We start from the raw sequence: 20,114 nt of genomic DNA, 5'->3' as shown, positions 1-20,114 counted from the left end.
CACGAGCGGCGCCGCCGCGGCCCGTTCCGTTTTCGTTCGTCGCCGTCCCCTGCTTACGTTCTGTCCGTAATCGTCTCGAGTCCTCAGTCGTCGGCCGTCGCCGCGCCGAGAGCCGCCGGCCGCTCGCCCGGCAGGTCGTCGCGGTCGTGGGGTTTCTCGAAGTCCAGATCGGGGCCGCGCGCGACGATGCGGTGCGGGTTCACGTCCGGGTGGGTCGTGTAGTAGTGCTCCTTGATGTGGTCCATGTTCACGGTTTCGGCGACGCCGGGCGTCTGATACAGGTCCCGCAGGTACGGCCAGAGGTTGTCGTACTCGCGGACGTACTGGACGTTACATATGAAGTGCGTGTGGTAGACGTTATCGAATCGAACGAGCGTCGTGAACATCGCGATGTCGGCCTCCGTCAGCCGATCGCCGGCGAGGTAGCGCTGGTCCGCGAGCACCTCGTCCCAGTGGTCGAGCGCCGAGAACAGATCGTCGACGGCCTCGTCGTAGGGCTCCTGCTCGGTCGCGAACCCGGCGCGGTAGACGCCGTTGTTGATCGGCTCGTAGATCTCGTCGAGGATGCGGTCGACCTCGTCCCGATACCCCTCGGGGTAGAGATCGACGTCCCGCTCGGCGTACTCGTCGAACTCGGTGTCGAGCATCCGCATGATCTCCTTCGACTCGTTGTTGACGATGGTGTCCTCCTCGGTGTCCCACAGCACGGGCACCGTCACGCGGCAGGTGGCGTCCGGATCGGCCCGCACGTACAGTTCCCGGAGGTAGTCGGCGCCGTGGACGTGGTCGGGCGTACAGCCCTCCTTCTCGGGCGTGAACTGCCAGCCCCCCTCGTCGCGGAAGGGATCGACGACCGAGACCGATATCGCGTCCTCGAGGCCCTTCAGTGCCCGCGTCACGAGCGTCCGGTGGGCCCACGGGCAGGCGTAGGAGACGTAGAGGTGGTACCGGCCCGCCTCGGGCTGGAACCGGGCGTCGGGATCGTCGCGGACCCGGTCGCGGAACGTCGTTTCCTGGCGTTCGAACGCGCCCTCCCCGTTGGTGGTCTCGTAGGCGTCCGTTCGCCATTCGCCGTCGACGAGCATGTTCATGTCCGCATCTAGCCGCGGCGGGTACAAAGGCGCTCGCTAACCCTCGTGTCACCACCCCGGTGCGCGTCACCGCGCGGCTCAGCCGAGCGCGGTCGCGATCCAGTAGCCGATCCCCGCCGCGAGGAGGACGACCCCCTCGGGGCGGGTCACCCGCCGGCCGGTCGCGAGCAGCGCCGTCGCGCCGAGCGTCAGCGCGCCGACCCACAGCAGGCCGACCAGCGCGGCTCCGTCGACGGCCAGCGGGCGAACGAGCGCGGCGATTCCGAGCACCCCGAGGACGTTGAAGACGTTCGAGCCGACGACGTTGCCCGCGGCGATGGCCGTGTCTCCGCGCCGGGTGGCGACCAGTGACGTGACCAGTTCCGGCAGCGACGTCCCCGCGGCGACGATCGTCACGCCGACGAGCCACTCCGAGACGCCCGCGTCGAGGGCGAGCCCGGTCGCCGACGACACCAGTAGCCGGCCCCCGCCGACGATGACGCCCAGGCCGACCAGCAGGCGGGCGCCGTCGCGGGCGTGGGCGTGGCTGCGGCCGCGGTCGAGGCCGCCGGTCGCCGTCGGTACGGGATTCCTGGGATCGTCGCCGTCGGTTCGCTCCGGGCCGTCGGTCGCGGACGCTCCGTCCGCGCCGCGGGCCGACACAGCCAGCGCGACGAGGTACGCGCCGAGCAGGGCGACGAGGACGGCGCCCTCGAGCCCCGTCACGCGGAGGTCGACCAGCGCGACGATCCCGATCCCGGTCGCCGCGGCCATGGCGACCGCGTCCCGCCGGAGCAGCGTGTCGGTGACGCGGAAGGGCGCGAGGACGGCGACGGCGCCGAGGATGATGGCGATGTTGAACCCGTTCGAGCCGACGACGTTCCCGACCGCGACGTCCCCGCGGTCTGCGAGCGCCGCGCTCGCGGAGACGACGACTTCGGGGGAGGAGGTGCCGAAGGCGACGACGGTGAGCCCGATCACGAGCGGCGAGATGCCGGCGCCGGCCGCGAGGGTCGACGCCGCGTCCACGAGCCACCGCGCGCCGAGCCACAGCGCGAGGACACCGGCGGCGATTCCGACCGCGTCGAGGACGACTGCCGAGACCATCGCTCGCCTCGTCGTTTGCGGCCCGCCCTGAAAACGACCCGTCATCCGTTCGCCCGCGACCGTGCGGGCGTCGATATCGCGTCCCAATCCTAACGCCGCCGTCACGTTCGTGCGGACTCGAGCGATCGAATCACAGCGATGTCGAAAGCGTTTATTGTTCGGTGTTCAATCGGATGATACTGGATCTAACTATGAGCGATATGAACGACGGACCACCGGGCGCCGATCCGACGGAGACGCTCGCGGAGGGTCCGGACGACGACGACGAACCGCGCATACGCTTCTACGGCGGTCGCGGGATGAGCGCGCTCCCGATCGCCTTTTTCATCGTATGGGCGATCACCCAGACCGCCCTCTGGCGAATCTCGGATACCGGCGGGTTGATCGTCGGCATCCTGATCGGACTCATCCTCGGGATGTTCTTCGTTCGCGGCGACTGGAAGACCTACGCGAACACCATCTTCGAAGGGATGACCCAACCCGTCGCGGTGACGGCGATCGTCGCCTGGGTCTGGGCCGGCATGTTCGCACAACTGCTCCAGGACGGCGGTTTCGTCGGCGGCCTCGTCTGGTTCGCCGACGTCGCCGGCGTCGGGGCGTCCCTGTTCCCCGCCATCACGTTCGTCCTCGCCGCGCTGTTTACGACCGGAATCGGAACGGGCTACGGCGCGACGATCGCGTTCGTCGGCCTCTTCTTCCCGGCCGGCGTCCTGCTCGGCGCGAACCCCGTCCTGCTGTTCGGTGCGATCCTCTCCGGCGCGATCTTCGGTGACAACCTCGCACCCGTCAGCGACACGACGATCGTCAGCGCCGTCACGCAGGACGCCGACATCGGCGGCGTCGTCGCCTCGCGGTTCAAGTACGTCGTGATCGCCGCCACCGTCGCGTTCTTCGGCTACATCGTCGCCGGCCAGCTGATGACCGGCCTCGAGCTCGGCGAACAGGCCAGACAACTGCTGGCCGCCGAGAGCCGCCCGATCGGCCTCGTCCACCTGATCTCGATGCTCGTCGTGATCGGCGCGGCGGTCGCCGGCCGCCACATCGTCGAGGCGATCTCGTGGGGGATCGTCGTCGCGATCGCGTTCAACCTCGTCTTCGGGCTGGCGAGCCTGTCGGACATCCTCCTGTTTCAGGCGCCTCCCGATGCGCCGCTGGCGGAACCGCTCGCCGGACTACCGATCCTCACGATCGTCGAGAATCCAGACGCGATCGGCGTTACCGGCAGCCTCATGAGCGGCGTGTCCGGCTTCCTCGAGCTGTCGCTGCTCGTCCTCTTTATCATCGGCGCGGCCCAGATCATGATCCGCGGCGGTGCGTTCCAGGCGATTCTGGACTGGTCGATCAACACCCTCGCGACGAACGTCCGCAACGCCGAGTTGACGATGGTCGGTTCCGCCGCGCTGATCAACGCGATCATCACCATCAACACGGCCGCCGAGGTCGCGATCGGCCCCTACATCTCGAAGATCGGCGAGCGGTTCAACCTGAACGGCTACCGGCGCGCGAACATCCTGGACGGTCAGACCGCCGCGCTGGGCTACATCTTCCCGTGGTCCGGCGGCGTGCTCGCCGGCTACACGGCGATGCAGGAGCTGCCCCAACAGTACGAGTGGTTCGATCAGGGGATGCTCGTTACCCCGATCGACGTAGTGCCGTTCGTCTTTCAGGGCTGGCTGCTCGTCACGGTGTTCATCATCGCAGCGCTGACCGGCTTCGGCCGCGAGTACGTTATCGACCGCGAGAGCGAGGAGGTGGCCCGCCTATGAGCCTGTTCGGCAAGTACCTCCGCGGCTGGCGGTTCCGCAGTTCGAAACCCTCGCTCGAGGTGGGCGACGAGATAGCGGTCTTCGTCGCCGAATCGAACAACGTCTTCGGTGACGAATCGAACGACGACGAGGGCCACGCCTACATCGGCGACACGCACCTGGTCATCGAGGGCGCCGGGCCGGAGACCGTCGAGAGGCGCGTCCGCGTCCGCGTGACCGAGTTCGACGAGGCGACCGCGCGCGGCCGCGGCGAGTTCCTCGAGATCGTCGGCGAGAGCTCGTACACGGGCTAAGAGCGGCGTTTGCGATCGCTTTTTTCGTCGGGTTCGAACCACCGTCGAGCGCGAGCGCCGTACCTTTATGCGATCCGCGCGGTCACTCGCAGCATATGACAGACGACGGGGACAGCGGCGGCGACGGCGGTCGCCACCGCCAGAGCCGGCTGTTCACGGACGAGAACGGCGAGTTCGACGCCGAACGAGCGCGCGACGAGTCCCTCCCCGTGGAGGACGGCGAGGTCGTCGACACCGACGAACTGGCGGACCACCAGCGCTACGTCGAGGGACGCGGGATCTACGACGAGCGCAACCGGCTCAACGATCTCACCGGCAAGGAGTGGAAGTACGCGACCAAGTCGGTGATCGCCGAGGGCTACCCGCCCGACGTCCAGCACGACCTGCGCAGCGAACACGGCGGACAGAAACCGCCGCGGCTCTGCGCGGAGCTCATAAACCGGTTCAGCAAGGCCGGCGACACCGTACTGGACCCCTTCGCGGGCGTCGGCGGCACGCTGCTGGGCGCGAGCTTTTGCGAACACGAAGGGACCGGGTTGCGGGAGGCCATCGGCTTCGAGCGCAACGACCGCTGGATCGAGATCTACGAAGAAGTCCTCGAGCGCGAAAACGAGGAACGACGCGACCGGGGCGAACCGCCCCTCGAGCCTCAAGACATGCGCCACGGCGACTGCGCCGATCTGATCGAGGACGTGACAGACGACTCCGTGGACCTGCTGCTGACCGACGTCCCCTACTGGCACATGGACGAACTCGAGCAGACGCGCAACGAGCGGGCGATCCGCGAGAGCAAGTTGGGGTCGTTCGACGGCGACGGCGGCGGAGACGGGGACGAGGGCGAGGGCACCCGTGACGGCGGCGCCACGCAGACCAAAGACGAGTGGCTCGCCGACATGGCCGCCAAGTTCGACCGCTTCGCCGACGCCGTCGACCCCGAGGGCCACGTCGTCGTCTTCATCGGCGACATGTACCGCGACCAGTCCTACGAGTTCCTCTCGGCCGACCTCGCGCGCGCCCTCGAGTCGGCGGCGCCGCTGACGCTCGCGGCGAACCTGATCTGGTACGATCCCACGAAGGACCTGCACGTCTACGGCTACCCGTTCTCGTTCGTGCCGTCGATGGTCCACCAGAACGTCCTCGTCTTCCGCGTCGACGACGAGTAGCGCGGCGCTGACGGCGGTTTAGGGCCGACCGTCCGACGTTCGACACACCGTCTGACCTCCGTCAGTCGATCGTCTGACGGGATTTTATACTGACTGCGAACGACGAAACACACGGCGCGCGACAGTCGGAGCACCCCCATCCCTCACTCACACTCACGCACTCGCACCCACTCCGAGCGCGCCTCGAGACTCCTGCTCTCTCCCGTTTTCGGCCTCGTCCCTCGAGCGACGCGGTCACCGTCTGATTTGTCGGACGGCGGTGAGACGACCGTCGACGGAGTTACGCGGTCGCCGCCAGCGCCGACCGCACCTCCTCGGCGTGCTCCGTCTCGACGATCAGCGCCACCTCGTCGCCCGCCTCGAGTTCGGTCCCCGGCAGCGGGATCGTCAGCGACTCGCGTTCGCGCCCGTGGGCGTAGATGCGGGCCGACGGCGGAAGGTCGAGTTCGCTCACGCGCTTGCCGACGGCCGACGAGCCCTCGCCGATCTCGAGGACCGTCAGCTGGAGGTTCGACGCGAGATCGGCGACGACGTTGAAATCGCCCCCGAGCATGGCGGTCTTCGCGCCCGCGGCGCCCAGCCGCTCGGGGTAGATGATCTCGTCGACGTCCTCGGCGTACTTCTCGTAGATGTCCTCGCGGTAGTCCTCGTCGATCCGGAGCACCGTCCGACAGCCGTGGTGTTTCCCGACCATGCAGGCCGCGAAGTTGACGTTGAGATCCGGCGTGAACGCGCCGATGGCGTCGGCCTCGTCGATGCCGGCCTCGAGGAGGGTGTCCTCGTCCGCGCCGTCGCCGCGAACCGTCTCGAACCCGTCGTCGGCCGCCCGGTCGGTTCGGTCGGCGTCGTTGTCGACCACGACGAGATCGTGGCCCTCCTCGGCCAGGATGGTCGCCGTTCGCGAGCCGACCCGTCCGTATCCCACGATGACAAACCTCATGGTACAACGGTACGCGCCCCGGGGTGAAATACGTTCGTCCGGCCGACACAGTCGTCGAGGCGTCTGCGTCAGGGCCGATTCGACCGATACGAGCCGATCGAACCGGGCTACGAGCGAGCCACCGCTCACACAGAATATACATATCTGTGTATACTTTTGCCGTCGTCGCGGACAAGAACGTTTAACTAACCCGTCTTTCTATGCTCGAGCATCCAATATGGGGGCTATCGAACGGTACTTCGGCTTCGACGAGCACGATACCGACCTCGAGACGGAGTTGATCGCGGGTATCACGACCTTCCTGGCGATGTCGTACATCATCGTCGTCAATCCGATCATCCTGAGTGAGGCGATCACGCTTGAGGGCTACGAGCCGGCGGAGGTCCGGCAGATGATCACCGTCGCGACGATCCTCGCGTCGGTGGTCGCCATCTTCGTGATGGCGTTCTACGCGAACAGGCCGTTCGGCCTCGCGCCCGGGATGGGGCTGAACGCCTTCTTCGCCTACTCGGTCGTCCTCGGACTCGGCGTCCCGTGGCAGGTGGCGCTCGCGGCGGTCTTCGTCGAGGGGGTCATCTTCATCCTGCTGACCGCGGTCGGCGCTCGCCGCTACATCATCGAACTCTTTCCCGAACCCGTCAAGTTCGCCGTCGGCGCCGGGATCGGCGTCTACCTGCTTTTCTTGGGTCTCCAGGAGATGCAGATCGTCGTCGCGGACGAGGCGACGCTCGTGACGATGGGCAACGTCGCGACGAGCGCCGTCGCGGCGCTGTCGGTCGCCGGCCTCGCGCTGATGCTCGTCCTGCACGCCCGCGGCGTTCGCGGCGCGATCGTCATCGGTATCCTGGCCACCGCCGCCGCCGGATGGCTGTTGACCGCGCTCGGCGTCACCTCCCCCGGAACGCTGACCCCGCAGGGAAGCATCGTCACGAGCGTCCAGTACGACTTCACGCCGCTTGTCGCCGGCTTTATCGACGGGCTTGGCATGATCACCGAGGACCCGCTGGTGTTCGTGCTCGTCGTCTTCACGTTCTTCTTCGTCGACTTCTTCGACACCGCGGGGACGCTCATCGGCGTCTCCCAGATCGGCGGCTTCTTGGACGAGAACGGCGATCTGCCGGAGATCGAGAAGCCGCTGATGGCCGACGCCGTCGGCACGACCGTCGGCGCGATGATCGGCACCTCGACGGTGACGACCTACATCGAGTCCTCGACCGGCGTCGAGGAGGGCGGCCGGACCGGGTTCACCGCGCTCGTCGTCGGGCTCTGCTTCCTGCTGTCGCTGGTGATCGTTCCGGTGATCACTGCCATTCCGCAGTACGCGACCTACATCGCGCTGGTCGTCGTCGGGATCATCATGCTTCAGGGCGTCGCCGACATCGACTGGCAGGATCCCGCGTGGGCGATCGCCGGCGGACTGACTATCACCGTCATGCCGCTGACCGCCTCGATCTCGAACGGGCTGGCCGCCGGGATCATGAGCTACCCGATCGTCAAAGCCGCCATGGGCGAGGGCGACGACGTCTCGCTCGGCCAGTGGACCCTCGCCGCCGCCTTCGTCGTCTACTTCGCGACGTACTTCGCGGTGCAGGCCGGCATGCTCTCGTTCTGACGGCGGTCTGCGGCTCAGTTTCGACCACGTTCGAACGCGGACGATGCGGACAGTGCGGGCGACGCGGACGACCGCGACGACCGGAGCCGCAGAGCCAGACACCGGCAACCGCTCGGCCGACCGGTGGGCTGATACGTCTTCCGCGGCTACGCGCCGATATGTCCGACATCACGCTGTACGAACTCCCCGGCTGTCCGTTCTGCGCGAAAGTCCGCTCGAAGCTCGACGAACTCGACCTCGAGTACGACGTGATCGAGGTCCCGCGGTCCCACGCGGACCGCACCGAGGTACAGGAGGTCAGCGGTCAGACTGGCGTCCCCGTCATCACCGACGAGGCCAACGACGTCGAAGGGATGGCCGAAAGCGACGACATCGTCGCGTACCTCGAGGAAACGTACGCGTAACTCGCGGCTCGAGAATAGTTTCCACGGCCGAAACTCGCGGGCCGAGGTTACGCCGCTTCTTCGTGCTCCGAGCGCTCGCGGATGACCTTCCGCAGCTCCGCGGCGTCCCGGAGGTCGTCGAGTTCGTCGCGCTCGACGAGTGCGGTGCCGTCGACGGAGTCGCGTTTCGCCCGGTCGACGACGTAGACCGACTGCGTGTGGGTGACGTGGCCGATCGAACTCATGATCCGCGCGCGTTTTTCGGCGGCCTTGGTGAACTCGGAGTGGCCAGTGAGGACGACGTCCTCGTCGTCGTCCTCCTCGTCGCGGCTGACGGCCTTGAACGGCGAGCGCAGCGTCGGGTGCACCTCGTAGCCGGCCCGCGTCAGCACCGCGACGACGCGTTCGTCGTCGGGATCGGCCTCGGGATCGTCCGGCGTCGACTCGGTCTCGTGGACCTCGTCGGCCCCGTCGAGGACGTTGACCGGGCTGGTAAGCGGCGCGTCGAAGATCTCCTGCAGTTCCATGGCGACCTCGACGGAGGCGTTCATGCCGTCCTCGTACTTCGAGACCGTCCGCCGGGAGACGCCGAGTTCGTTGGCCAGCCGGCCGAGGCTCCAGTCGCGGTCCTCGCGCTCGTCGGCCAGCAGGTCGCCGTCGATGTTGACGTAGAGGCCGCCGGGCGCGGCGTAGATCAGCGGCGGTACGTCCTCGATGAACAGGTTGTACGCGGTGTCGGGACTCAGCACGGGAACGCCGTGTCGGAAGTAGACGACGTCCGGTTTGAGATCCTCGTCGCGACTGCGAAGGCCGATGACCAGCGGCGTCGCATCGAGGTAGGTGCCGAGGCGGCGCATCTCGTGACCGGTCTCCTCGTTGAAGGCGTCGATGTTGCCGAGGATTTTCACGAGAATGAGGTCCTCGCCGCGACGCGCAGCGACGTCGAAGCTCTTCGGACGGATCGCACACCGGTCGCTTACCACGAATCCCGCGTCCTCTAACATCGCGGTAACGTTGCCGACCAGTGCGGAGCGGGACATAAGGACATGTAAGCAATTCCTGCTATAAGAGCGTTTCCCCCGTGTCCGTCCGCCGTGTAGCGATTCGTATCTGTACCGGCAGTATACTTATATACTAGTTGGAATCGACGGGCCGCCCTCGGGCGGGTTTATAGGATCTAACCAGTCCCAGTCACGGCGTCTACACGTCCCGAAAGGGGTTACTCCGCGCCGCCGCTACGAACGGCCGATGACCATCGTCGGCCTCGACGACACCGACTCCCGCGAGCGCGGGATGTGCACGACCTACGTCGCCGCGCAGGTCGCCGAGCGGCTGCGCCGGGAAGGCGCCGCCGTCGCCCGGATCCTGCTCGTGCGGCTCAACCCGGCCGTCGAGTACAAGACGCGGGGCAACGCCGCGCTGGCGATCCACGCCAACTGCGATCCCGACCGCGCGTTCGCAATCGCGCGCGAGCACCTCGAGACGCTCGCCGAGACGGCCGACGAGCGGACGAATCCGGGGCTGGTGGTGGCGGACGTCAGTCCCGATGCCGATGGGGACGATTCGATTCCCGAGGACGTCGCCGCGTTTACTCGCCGCGCGATCCGCGAGGAACTCGCACTCGAGGACGCGACCGCCGTCCTCGAGCGCCGCGGCTATCGCGCGTGGGGCGCCGGCAACGGCCGCGGCCGGATCGGCGCGCTGGCCGCCGTCGGCGCCTGGCGCGCCCTCGAGGAGTGGACCTACGAGTACATCTCCTACCGCGAGCCCGATCGGTGGGGAACGCCGCGCGAGGTCGATCCGGAGAGCGTCTTCGCGGCGGCCGACTGGGGCTACCCCGAGGTCTGGGACACGGTCGACCGGGGTGAAAACGAGACGGTCTGCGTCCCCCACACCCCCGGGCCGATCCTCCACGGTATCCGCGGGGACGACCCCGACGCCGTCCGGGCCGTCGCCGACCGCATCGAGAGCGAACCCGTCGACTCGAGCCAGCTGTTCGTCACGAACCAGGGCACCGACGTCCACCTGCAGGACGGGTCGATCGATGCGGTTCGGGATGGCCGCGCCTATCGGCTCGATGGGAGGGTCGTAACGAGCCCCGAAACGCGACGCGGCGGCCACGTCTTCTTCGAAATCACAGCGCCAACCGCGGCGGCCGGCTCCGACGAGGAGACCGAACGCGGCGACTCCGACGCCCGCCTCGAGTGTGCCGCCTTCGAACCGACCAAACGGTTCCGCAATCGGGTTCGATCGCTTCGCGTCGGCGATCGGCTCACCGTCTGCGGCGAGGTCTCGCGCGGGACGCTCAAACTCGAGAAGTTCGCCGTTCGCGACCTCGTGACGACCGAACAGGTGACGCCGACCTGTCCGGACTGCGACCGTCGAATGGAAAGCGCCGGCCGCGATCAGGGGTATCGCTGTCGGGACTGCGGAACGACCGCACCCGGGAAGGAGGCGGTGCCCCTCGAGCGCGATCTCGAGGAGGGATGGTACGAGGTGCCGCCGTGTGCCCGCCGCCACATCGCGAAACCGCTGATCCGCGGCGGGTTCGACGCGCCGACGCATCCCGAGCGGTAGCGCCGCGGGACGGACGACCGGGTACCGACGGCGGTTCATCGCCGTGCCGGTCGGGGTGGCGCAGACGGTCGGTCCGACGCCGGCGGCGCCGCGTTAGCGGATCCCCCGCTGGCGAGGACGCGCTCTCGAGGTCGCCGTCGAGACGCCGCCCGGCAGTTCGCCGATACAGTTGTAACAGTACGTGTAGCCGAGTTCGTTTTCGGCCCCGCAGTTGGGGCAGGTGACGTTGCCGGCATCGCGGTCGACCGCGTCGTCCGCCTCGCCCGCAGCGTCGGCGTCGGCGCCGGATCGCGCGACCCGGTACCGGGCGAACAGATAGCTGCCGACGATATAAATCGGTCCGAGCAGGAGCATCGCGTAGAGCACCGCTGTGGGCTCCATACGCACTAGAATCTAGTTTCGACTCGGACTTGAATATTTCCCCGCCCGATTCGCATCGCATCCGTCCCCAATGCGGCGGGGTGACGGGGTCGCCGTTAGACGCGGCGGCGCGCCGCGAGCAGCGCCACGGCGAGACCGCCGCCGATCAGCCCGGCGGCCGGGCCGAAGCCGGGCATGCCGTCGCCGCCGTCGGCCTCGAGGCCGAGGTAGTTCGTCGCCGCTTCGGTGTCCATCTCGGGGAAGTCGCGGTCGCCCTCACCGGGTTCGTAGACCTCGGTGTCGTCGTCGATGAGCCCCCGCTCGGCGAGCGCGTCCCGATCGAGTTCCTCGCCCTCGGGGTCCTCGACGTAAACGTAGGTCCCGCCGTCCTCGCTCCCGCCGGCGATCTGCGTCAGCGCGACGTTCTCGCCGAGGATCCCGTCCTCGAGGAGCGACTCCGTGCTGTTGAATTTCGCGCCGGCCTCAAGTTCGACGGTCTCGTTGTCGAAGTCGAGGTCGACCTTCGCGATCTCGAGTTCGGACTCCTCGAGCGCGGACGCGAAGGTTCCAAGCTGGTCGGCGTCCTGTTGCTGACGGATCGAATCCGCGAACGAGGTGATCGCGGTCTGGGCGAGATCAGCCGTGCCGATCTCCACGTCGCCGTCGACGTTGATCCTGCCATCGTCGGTGGTGGTGGCGCTGAAATCGAAGACGACGCGTTCGTCGCCCATGTCGATCCCGCGGTCGGCGAGTTCGTCCGTATATGCGTCGTAGTTCTCCGTGTCGCCGCTCGCCGTCGCCTCGATTTCGACTCGGTTGTTGTCGGTGTAGGCCGCGCGCGCGTCCCATTCGACGGTCGAGCGGAGATCCGCAGCCTGCTGGGCCTCGAGTCGAGTGTCGAACTCGGAGAGCTGTTCGCTGAGCGCGTCCTCGCCTTCGGTTCCGTTCATCTCTGCCATCGAAGCCTGACTGAGTTCGACGGCGGACTTGAGAAGCGGCGCGTACTCGTTGATTTCGGCGGTCCACGTCGCATCCATCCCCTCGCTGCTCGAGGCGTAGTCGAACTGGACCGTCTCGATCTCGACGTTGGTCACCTGCTCGGCGATCTCTTCGGCCTCCTCGCGCTCGAGGTCGGTCGAGGGATCGTCGGCGAGTTGATCGGCGAGGTTGTCCGCGAGTCGGTCGATCCCCTCGTAGGTGATCGTGTAGTCGAGTTCCTTCCAGTAGGTGTTGGCGCCCTGTTCTTCGAAGTTGTGGTGGTCGATCTCGACCGTCACGTCACCGCCGAGATCGTCCGCGAGGGAACTGTATCGCTCCTCGAGCGTCGCCTTCGCGTCGGCTTTGGTTCCCCATTTTTCGGTCGGATCCGACAGGAACGCCTGCACGGTCTGGCGCTCGCTGGCCTCGACTTCGTAGCCGTTCTCGGTTTCGGTTAGTTCGAACGCGAGCGTCTCCTCGGGCGCGTCGCCCGTCGCCATCGGACTCGAGCCGAAGTCGACGCTCACGTTGCCGGACGTCCGGAACGAATTCGCGGTCGTCTCGACCGTCCCGGACGTACGTGCGGTCTCGAACAGCGACGCTTGCTGGGTCGACGAAAGCCGCTGGACGTCGCCCGTCTCGCCGCTGCCGAGCAGCGCGTAGACGTCCGCGTCGAACTCGTTGGTCTCGGCGCTTCGTTCGCCGCTGATCTGGACGTCGAGGTCTTCGACCTCCGGCGGCTGCTCCATCGTGAGCGCGCCGTTGGCCGAGAACATGTCGTCCTCGAGGACGGCGCTGAAGTTCCCTTCGGCGCCGTTCAGTTCGCCGTCTTCGACGTCGTCGGCGACGAGGACGTGGGCCAGTCCCCGGGTGACGTCGGCGCCGATTCGATACTCCTCGACGTCGCTTTCGTTGTTTGCGTAGACGAGGACGCCGCTCCCGTCGTCGTTCAGGTACAGTTCGTCCGCGCTCTCGAGCGAGTCCGAATCGGTATCCGGACCGGCCTGGGTCGTCGCCCCGGCCAGACCGCTCGTCGCAAGCACCGAAAGCACCACGAGCACCGACAGGCCGAGCGCTCGCAGCGAGCGCCGTCCCGTCACCGTTCCCGTATCGTTCGTCTCCGTAGACATGTGCTCTCTCCGTTCTCAGCCCCTATATATAAACATTCAAACTCGATTTCTTCGGCAGAATATCATCAGTCGGGGTGATTGTGCCGGTGTGCTGACGGGAGAACAGACGGACCTAGCGACGCCCGACGTCCGATTGCGCGGCTCACACGCTGAGACGCGAAAAGCGACGGATCGCGGTCGGGCCGTCAGGAAACGCTGACGCCCTGGCGCACGAGAAAGTCGCTCGCCGCCTTGATCTCGACGGGGCTGCCGATGATGCGACAGTACCCCTCGCCCTCGTCGAAGATGGTCACCGTGAACCGTTCCTCGAGCTGGGCCTCGACGCCCTCGAGCGTTTCCCGGGGGAGGACGATCTGGGTGCTGTCGCGCAGTCGCGCCGGATCCGGCATCTCCGACTCGGAGTTGCTCGGCTCCGCGTTTATGTGTATCGAAGTCCGTTTGCATCGGTAATGATGGATTTACGGCGCCGAGGACGCGCGTTCCTGGCCGTTCCGCGCAGACTCGGTCGGCGCCGATCCGCACGCCCCAGTCGGGATCGTCGGATGCGTCCCGCGGCCCGCATGGAAAGTGTTTTTCGGCGCGGGCGGTTGGATACGGACAAATGGGGCTCGAGGAGGAGATCGAGGAGATCGAGGAAGAAATCGCCAACACGCCCTACAACAAGTCGACGGAGGCCCACATCGGCCGGCTCAAGTCGAAGCTCGCGGAGAAGAAAGAACAGCTCGAGAAACAGCAGTCGGGCTCCGGCGGTGGCGGCGGCTACGCCGTCGAGAAACACGGCGACGCCACCGTGGCGCTGGTCGGATTCCCGAGCGTCGGCAAGTCGTCGCTGCTGAACTCGCTGACCAACGCCGAGAGCGAGACCGGCTCCTACGAGTTCACGACGCTGGATGTCAACCCCGGGATGCTCCAGCACCGCGGGGCGAACATCCAGATGCTCGACGTGCCCGGCCTCATCGAGGGCGCGGCCTCGGGCCGGGGCGACGGCCAGCAGGTGCTCGCGGTCGTGCGCAACGCCGACCTGATCGTGTTCGTCCTCTCGGTGTTCGAGATCGAGCAGTACGACCGGCTCCAGGAGGAGCTCTACGACATCAACATCCGCGTCGACCAGGAGCCGCCGAAGGTCACCGTCCGCCCCAAGCACAAGGACGGGATCAAGATCACCTCGAGCACCGACCAAGACCTGGACGAGGAGACGATCAAGCAGGTCCTCCGGGAGCACGGCTACGTCAACGCCGACGTCAACCTGCAGGAGAACGTCACCATCGACCGGCTGGTCGACGGCCTCATGGAGAACCGCGAGTACATCCCCTCGATCACCTGCGTCAACAAGGTCGACCTCATCGAGCCCGACTACAAGGAAACGGTGGACGAGCAGCTCCGCGAGCGCGACTTAGACCCCGAGGAAGTCACCTTCATCAGCGCCGCGAAGGAGAAGGGCCTCGAGGCGCTGAAGGACCGGATCTGGGAGAACCTCGGGCTCATTCGGGTCTACATGGACAAACCCGGCCGCGGCGTCGACTGGGAGGAGCCGCTGGTCGTCGAGGAGGGGTCGACCGTCGGCGAGGCCCTGGAGAAACTCGGCGGCGAGATGGAAGAGCGGTTCCGCTTCGCCCGCGTCACCGGCCCGAGCGCGACCCACGACGAACAGCAGGTCGGGACGGACCACGTTCTCGAGGACGAGGACGTGCTGAAGCTGATCCTCCGGCGCTGAGTCGGGCGGGTCGGCAGTCTCCGAGCCGTTCACGACCCCGTCTTCTACGTTCCGTCCGATCGTATAACCCGCAGTGAAGGTCCCGCTGCGGCCGGAATGGTCAGGGTTATCCGCTTGCTCAGTCGAGTGACCAGGTATGTCCGAATTCGGGGCACTGTCGCTCGTGCCGCCGCTGCTGGCGATCGGCCTCGCGATCGCGACCCGCCGGCCGATGCTGTCGCTGTTTCTCGGTATCTGGTCGGGCGCGGTCATCTACACTGGGGGGCTCGGCATCGCACAGACGTTCGACTGGATCGTCGGCGCGATCATCGCCGACGACGGCTTCCACGTCCAGATCCTGCTGTTCACGCTCCTGCTCGGCTCGGGCGTCGCGCTCGTCTGGCGCCTCGGCGGCGCGACCGCCGTCCGCGAGTGGGCCACGGCCCGGCTCCGGACCCAGCGGACCGTCGGCGTGACGACCTGGCTCCTCGGGATGGCCATGTTCTTCGACGACTACGCCAACACGGCCATCGTCGGCTCGACGATGCGCGAGATCTCGGACCAACTGCGCATCTCCCGCGAGAAGCTCTCCTACATCGTCGACTCGACGGCCGCTCCGGTCGCGACGATCGCCCTCTCGAGCTGGGTCGCCTTCCAGCTCTCGCTGATCGGCGACGCCTACGAGGGTCTCGGCGCGGGAGAGAGCGCGCCGACGGCCTTCGAGACGTTCGTGCGGTCGATCCCGTACAACACGTACGCCCTGCTGGCGATCGTGATGGTCGGGCTGATCGTCTACACGGGCCGCGACTACGGCGAGATGCTCGCGGCCGAACACCGCGCCCGGTCGACCGGGAAGGTGAGCCGCGAGGACGCCCAGCCGCTCCAGGAGGTCGAGAAGGATCTCGGCGCGCCGATCGAAACGCGCCCGATGCTGCGGACGTTCTTCGCGCCGGTCGTCGTGCTCGTCGCGGTCACGCTGGCCGGCGCGTTCTGGACCGGCTACCAGTCCTGGACCGCGACCCAGGCCGAGGCCGGCGCGCCGACCGCCGTTCGAGATGCGGCGGCCGCGGACGGACTCGTCCCCGTCTTCGTCGACATCGTCGGCGCCGGCGACTTCGCCGGCGCGCTCGTCTGGGGCTCGTTCGCGATGGTCGCGACCGCGATCGCGATCGGCGTCGCCTACGACCTTTTCGATCTCGGCACCGCCGTCGACACCGTCCTCGACGGCTTCCGGCTCATGCTGACCGCGGTCACGATCCTCGTCCTCGCATGGACGATCAGCAGCGTCGCGGAGGCGCTCGGGACGGGGACCTACGTCACGAACCTCGTCGGCGACGCCGTACCGGCCGCCGCGCTCCCGATCGTCGTCCTCCTCGCCGCCGCCTTCATCGCGTTCACGATGGGGTCGTCGTGGGCGACGATGGGGATCGTGACGCCGATCGCGATCCAACTGGCCTACGACCTCACCGGCGGGTTCGACGCCATGCCGGTCATCGTCGGCGCCGTCTTCTCGGGAGCGATCTTCGGCGATCACGCCTCGCCGATCTCGGATACGACGGTGCTGTCCGCGACGTTCACCGGCGCGGACCTGATCGACCACGTGCGCACGCAACTGCCCTACGCGGCGACCGTCATGGTCGTGGTCGTGGTCTGTTACCTGCTCAACGGCTACCTCGGCGTCTCGCCGCTGGTCTTCCTGCCGCTGGGAGTCGTCCTGCTGACGGGCCTCGTCTACGGCCTCTCCGAACTCGACGCGGCGCGGCGGGGGATCCAGCCGAGCGCCGCGGAGGGCGAGGCGCTCGAGGGCGGTCCCGAATCCGAACCGGCACCCGAGCGCGAGTGAGACGGGACGACCGAATCCGACTCCGAGTTCGGCGGCGACTAGGGCCGCTTCGCCGCCTCCGCCACGTTTTTGCGGTCCGCAGGCGATGTTTCGCGTATGGACGGAATCCTCGACCACACGATGATTCGCGTCGCCGACCTGGAGGAGTCGCTCGACTGGTACCAGACCCACCTCGACTACGAGGAGAAGGATCGCCACGAGGGCGACGGCTTCACCATCGTCTACCTCGGTCCCGAGGACATGCACGAGGACGGCGCCATGCTCGAGATCACCCACAACGAGGGCGAGGAGCCCGAACTGGGCGACGCCTGGGGCCACATCGCCGTCCGCGTCCCCGAGGGCGAACTCGAGGACTACTACCAGCAGCTGATGGACGAGGGCGTCGAGGACTACCGCGACCCCGAGTCCTGCGGCGGCGACTACGCGTTCGTCAAGGACCCCGACGGCCACGAGGTCGAGATCGTCCAGCGCGATACGGGCGCGCTCTGGTCGATCGACCACACCATGATCCGCGTCGAGGACGCCGACGAGGCGCTGGGCTTCTGGACGCGCAAGTTCGAGTACGACGAGGTCGGCCGCTGGGAGGCCGACACCTTCGCGAACTACTTCGTCGAGCCCCGCGACGCCCCCGACGAGGCGATGTCCGTCGAACTCACCTACAACTACGACGGCCGCAGCTACGAGCAGGGCGACGCCTGGGGGCACCTCTGTGTCCGCGTCGACGACCTGCAGGACGACTGGGACCAACTCCTCGAGCGCGGGGCCGAGGACTACCGCGACCCCGAGAGCAACGACAACATGTACGCGTTCACGAAGGATCAGGACGGCCACGAGATCGAACTGATCGAGCGCGACCTCGAGGCCGACTCGCTGTTCCCGTTCTGAGGCCACAACGACGGCTAGGCCTCGCTGGTTCGCTGCAAACGCCTCCCGAACGATTTCTGTGACGGCGGGTTACCGGAGACGGTGGTCGCCGTCGAATTCGCGGTGGACGCGACGACGGCGGACCGCGGAAACCGGACGAGCGTGCCGAGACGGAAATTCTTAGGCGTGCCGGCTGCGATCGAATCGGCCGTAATGGCTGACTGTTCGAATTCCAACACGATCGACGACCCCGCATCCGCGACCGAGACGGGAACGGACGACGGTGCGTCGAACGACGTCGACGAATCGGTGTCGGTCGCGGCCTACGAGGACGTCACCTACGCCGAGCGCGAGGCCGGCGAACTGAAACTCGATCTTTACGTCCCCGAACCCGAGACCGACGATCCGACGCCGCTCGTCGTCTACGTCCACGGCGGCGGCTGGGTCTTCGAGACCCGGAAGAACGCGCCCGACCTCGAGCGGTTCGCGGCCGAGTGGGACTGCGCGATGGCCAGCGTCAGCTACCGGCTGGCGGAAGTCCCGGCGGACGCGGACCTGCCGTTCGACGTCGATCCCGAGAACCCGACGCCGCGGGGCGTCTTCCCCGATCCGATCGTCGACGTGAAGGCCGCGATCAGGTGGCTGCGCGCGAATGCCGACGGGTACGGGTTCGACGGGGAGCGGGTCGCGACGTGGGGCTCCTCCGCGGGCGGGCACCTGGCGGCGCTGGCCGGCGTGGTCGACGACGTCACCGAGATCGCCGGCGACGTGTACCCGGACGAGGCCGTCGCGAAAGAAGTCGCGCCCGAGGAGTCGGGAGCCGTGCAGGCCGTCGTCGACTGGTACGGCATCCACGACCTGCTCGAGTTGCCGGGCGGCGAGGAATCGCTCGAGTCGCTCCTGTTGGGCGACCCGGTCTCGGAGAACCAGGACAAGGCGCGACGCGCGAGTCCGATCACGTACGTGACCGCGGACGCTCCGCCGTTCCTGCTCATGCACGGGCGCCGGGACCAGCTCGTGTCCGTCGAGCAGAGTCGACTCCTGTTCGACGCGTTGCGCGATGTCGGGGTTGCGGCGACGTTCTACGAACTGCACGACCTCGGCCACGTCTGGGGCGCCGACTCCGAGCGGACGGCGATGAGCGTCCTCGAGGAGACCCAGCCCGCACAGCGCGTCACGGCGACGGCGCACCTCGAGGCGGGCGACGACTCGAACGTCCTGCTCGCGGAGCGACCGCCTGCGGGGCCGGACGCCATCGGGGAATTCCTCGCGGAGACGCTCCGATAGCGCGGTCGTGCCGTTTCGACGAGATGACGGCGAGGCGTGACTGCGAGGAGCGAAATGCCTGCCGGACTGCCCCTTTCAGCAGAACTATTGGGTTCGTCGCACGATCTATCGGTGATGACAGTCCCAACGAAGACCCTGCCGAGCGGCGACGAACTGCCGACGATCGGTTTCGGCACGTGGGAACTCGAGGGCGAGACCGTCAAGGAGTCCGTCGAAGCCGCCCTCGAGGCGGGCTACACGCACATCGACACCGCCGAGGGCTACATGAACGAGGCGGAGATCGGCGAGGTCCTCGCCGACGCCGACGTCGATCGCGACGACCTCTTTCTCACCTCGAAGGTCCTCGCCAAGAACCTCCATTACGACGACGTGATCGCGTCCTGTAAGGAGAGCCTCGAGAAGCTGGGGACGGATTATCTGGACCTGTACCTGATCCACTGGCCCAACCCCGCGATCTCGCTGCGGGAGACGATGCACGCGATGGAACGGCTCCACGAGGAGGGGCTCGTCCGAAACGTCGGCGTCTCGAACTTCAGCGCCTATCAACTGAGCGCGGCCCAGCACGTCGCGGACGTGCCGATCGCGGTCAACCAGATCGAGTTCCACCCGTGGCTCCAACGGCCCGATCTGGTCGACTACTGCCGGGAGACCGACACCGTCATCGAGGCCGCGGCCCCGCTCGGGCGCACGGACGTCTTCGGTGACGAGGTCGTCCAGGAGCTGGCCGAGGAGTACGACAAGTCGCCCGCCCAGATCGTCCTCCGATGGGCGGTCGATCGCGACGTCGTCGTCCTCCCGCGCTCGACCAGCCCCGAACACATCGCGGAGAACTTCGATCTGTTCGACTGGGAACTGTCCGACGACGACCGCCGGCGCCTCGACGAGCGCGACCGCGACCAGCCGGTCTACGACTTCCCGTCCCGCGACTGGGACGACGAGGTCTGGGGTATCCCGGAGTAACGCGGAAACATCCGAATTCCGTTTTTCGAGTCCGCTACTACGAGCATAGCGTCGAGCATCGACCGCACCGATTCGGCGGTGACGGCCG

18 protein-coding genes are annotated in these 20,114 nt (G+C 67.2%); 11 read left to right on the top strand and 7 right to left on the bottom strand.

Features of this window, described 5'->3' with window-relative positions; translation table 11 throughout:
* Positions 1-83: 83 nt before the first annotated feature.
* Positions 84-1,091, bottom strand: coding sequence for a glutathione S-transferase family protein (locus ACYQ26_RS17250; protein WP_459810121.1), 1,008 nt, complete (start codon positions 1,089-1,091; stop codon positions 84-86).
* Positions 1,092-1,169: 78 nt separating this feature from the next.
* Positions 1,170-2,177, bottom strand: coding sequence for a calcium/sodium antiporter (locus ACYQ26_RS17245; protein ID WP_459810120.1), 1,008 nt, complete (start codon positions 2,175-2,177; stop codon positions 1,170-1,172).
* Between the two features lie 191 nt (positions 2,178-2,368).
* On the opposite strand from ACYQ26_RS17245, the gene ACYQ26_RS17240 reads away from it, so the two are divergent.
* From ACYQ26_RS17240 to ACYQ26_RS17230, 3 genes are all read left to right on the top strand, one after another.
* Complete coding sequence (locus tag ACYQ26_RS17240; protein ID WP_459810119.1) at positions 2,369-3,943, top strand: Na+/H+ antiporter NhaC family protein; 1,575 nt, start codon at positions 2,369-2,371, stop codon at positions 3,941-3,943.
* Positions 3,940-4,236, top strand: a complete 297-nt coding sequence (locus ACYQ26_RS17235) for a DUF7513 family protein (protein WP_459810118.1) — start codon at positions 3,940-3,942, stop codon at positions 4,234-4,236. Before ACYQ26_RS17240 ends, ACYQ26_RS17235 begins: the two co-directional genes overlap by 4 nt.
* A 95-nt stretch (positions 4,237-4,331) precedes the next feature.
* Positions 4,332-5,399, top strand: a complete 1,068-nt coding sequence (locus ACYQ26_RS17230) for a DNA methyltransferase (protein WP_459810117.1) — start codon at positions 4,332-4,334, stop codon at positions 5,397-5,399.
* A 280-nt stretch (positions 5,400-5,679) separates the two neighbouring features.
* Here the strand turns inward: ACYQ26_RS17230 and ACYQ26_RS17225 are convergent, their stop codons facing one another.
* On the bottom strand, positions 5,680-6,339 hold the full coding sequence (locus ACYQ26_RS17225) for a potassium channel family protein (RefSeq protein WP_459810116.1): 660 nt from the start codon (positions 6,337-6,339) through the stop codon (positions 5,680-5,682).
* Between the two features lie 217 nt (positions 6,340-6,556).
* Here ACYQ26_RS17225 and ACYQ26_RS17220 point away from each other — a divergent pair, with 217 nt between their 5' ends.
* Together ACYQ26_RS17220 and ACYQ26_RS17215 are read left to right on the top strand one after the other, a co-directional pair.
* On the top strand, positions 6,557-7,951 hold the full coding sequence (locus ACYQ26_RS17220; RefSeq protein WP_459810115.1) for an NCS2 family permease: 1,395 nt from the start codon (positions 6,557-6,559) through the stop codon (positions 7,949-7,951).
* A gap of 158 nt (positions 7,952-8,109) precedes the next feature.
* Positions 8,110-8,355 carry a glutathione S-transferase N-terminal domain-containing protein gene (locus tag ACYQ26_RS17215; protein WP_459810114.1) on the top strand — a complete coding sequence of 82 codons (246 nt, stop codon included), beginning with the start codon at positions 8,110-8,112 and terminating at the stop codon, positions 8,353-8,355.
* A gap of 47 nt (positions 8,356-8,402) precedes the next feature.
* Here the strand turns inward: ACYQ26_RS17215 and ACYQ26_RS17210 are convergent, their stop codons facing one another.
* Complete coding sequence (locus tag ACYQ26_RS17210) at positions 8,403-9,374, bottom strand: transcriptional regulator (RefSeq protein ID WP_459810113.1); 972 nt, start codon at positions 9,372-9,374, stop codon at positions 8,403-8,405.
* 208 nt (positions 9,375-9,582) lie between these two features.
* On the opposite strand from ACYQ26_RS17210, the gene ACYQ26_RS17205 reads away from it, so the two are divergent.
* A complete protein-coding gene (locus ACYQ26_RS17205) occupies positions 9,583-10,911 on the top strand; it encodes a TiaS agmantine-binding domain-containing protein (protein WP_459810112.1) in 1,329 nt (442 codons plus the stop codon).
* 93 nt (positions 10,912-11,004) lie between these two features.
* Here ACYQ26_RS17205 and ACYQ26_RS17200 read toward each other — a convergent pair whose 3' ends face one another.
* The 3 genes from ACYQ26_RS17200 to ACYQ26_RS17190 all read right to left on the bottom strand — a co-directional run bounded on the left by ACYQ26_RS17200 (position 11,005) and on the right by ACYQ26_RS17190 (position 13,768).
* Complete coding sequence (locus ACYQ26_RS17200) at positions 11,005-11,292, bottom strand: zinc ribbon domain-containing protein (RefSeq protein WP_459810111.1); 288 nt, start codon at positions 11,290-11,292, stop codon at positions 11,005-11,007.
* Between the two features lie 95 nt (positions 11,293-11,387).
* Complete coding sequence (locus ACYQ26_RS17195; protein ID WP_459810110.1) at positions 11,388-13,379, bottom strand: hypothetical protein; 1,992 nt, start codon at positions 13,377-13,379, stop codon at positions 11,388-11,390.
* 185 nt (positions 13,380-13,564) lie between these two features.
* Positions 13,565-13,768 (bottom strand): VNG_1110C family protein, encoded by a 204-nt coding sequence (locus ACYQ26_RS17190; RefSeq protein ID WP_459810109.1) that lies wholly within the window; start codon positions 13,766-13,768, stop codon positions 13,565-13,567.
* A gap of 212 nt (positions 13,769-13,980) precedes the next feature.
* Between ACYQ26_RS17190 and ACYQ26_RS17185 the strand changes: the two genes are divergently transcribed.
* The 5 genes from ACYQ26_RS17185 to ACYQ26_RS17165 all read left to right on the top strand — a co-directional run bounded on the left by ACYQ26_RS17185 (position 13,981) and on the right by ACYQ26_RS17165 (position 20,026).
* Positions 13,981-15,093: an OBG GTPase family GTP-binding protein gene (locus ACYQ26_RS17185; protein WP_459810108.1), complete on the top strand. Its 1,113-nt coding sequence runs from the start codon at positions 13,981-13,983 to the stop codon at positions 15,091-15,093.
* A 136-nt stretch (positions 15,094-15,229) separates the two neighbouring features.
* Positions 15,230-16,915, top strand: a complete 1,686-nt coding sequence (locus tag ACYQ26_RS17180) for a Na+/H+ antiporter NhaC family protein (protein WP_459810107.1) — start codon at positions 15,230-15,232, stop codon at positions 16,913-16,915.
* Between the two features lie 96 nt (positions 16,916-17,011).
* Positions 17,012-17,800, top strand: a complete 789-nt coding sequence (locus ACYQ26_RS17175) for a VOC family protein (protein ID WP_459810106.1) — start codon at positions 17,012-17,014, stop codon at positions 17,798-17,800.
* 192 nt (positions 17,801-17,992) lie between these two features.
* Positions 17,993-19,066 (top strand): alpha/beta hydrolase fold domain-containing protein, encoded by a 1,074-nt coding sequence (locus ACYQ26_RS17170; RefSeq protein ID WP_459810105.1) that lies wholly within the window; start codon positions 17,993-17,995, stop codon positions 19,064-19,066.
* A gap of 114 nt (positions 19,067-19,180) precedes the next feature.
* Positions 19,181-20,026, top strand: coding sequence for an aldo/keto reductase (locus ACYQ26_RS17165; RefSeq protein WP_459810104.1), 846 nt, complete (start codon positions 19,181-19,183; stop codon positions 20,024-20,026).
* Positions 20,027-20,114: the final 88 nt, after the last annotated feature.

The sequence above is a fragment of the Halopiger thermotolerans genome, from assembly GCF_054654555.1.
This window is presented reverse-complemented; position numbering and strand designations above follow the sequence as displayed.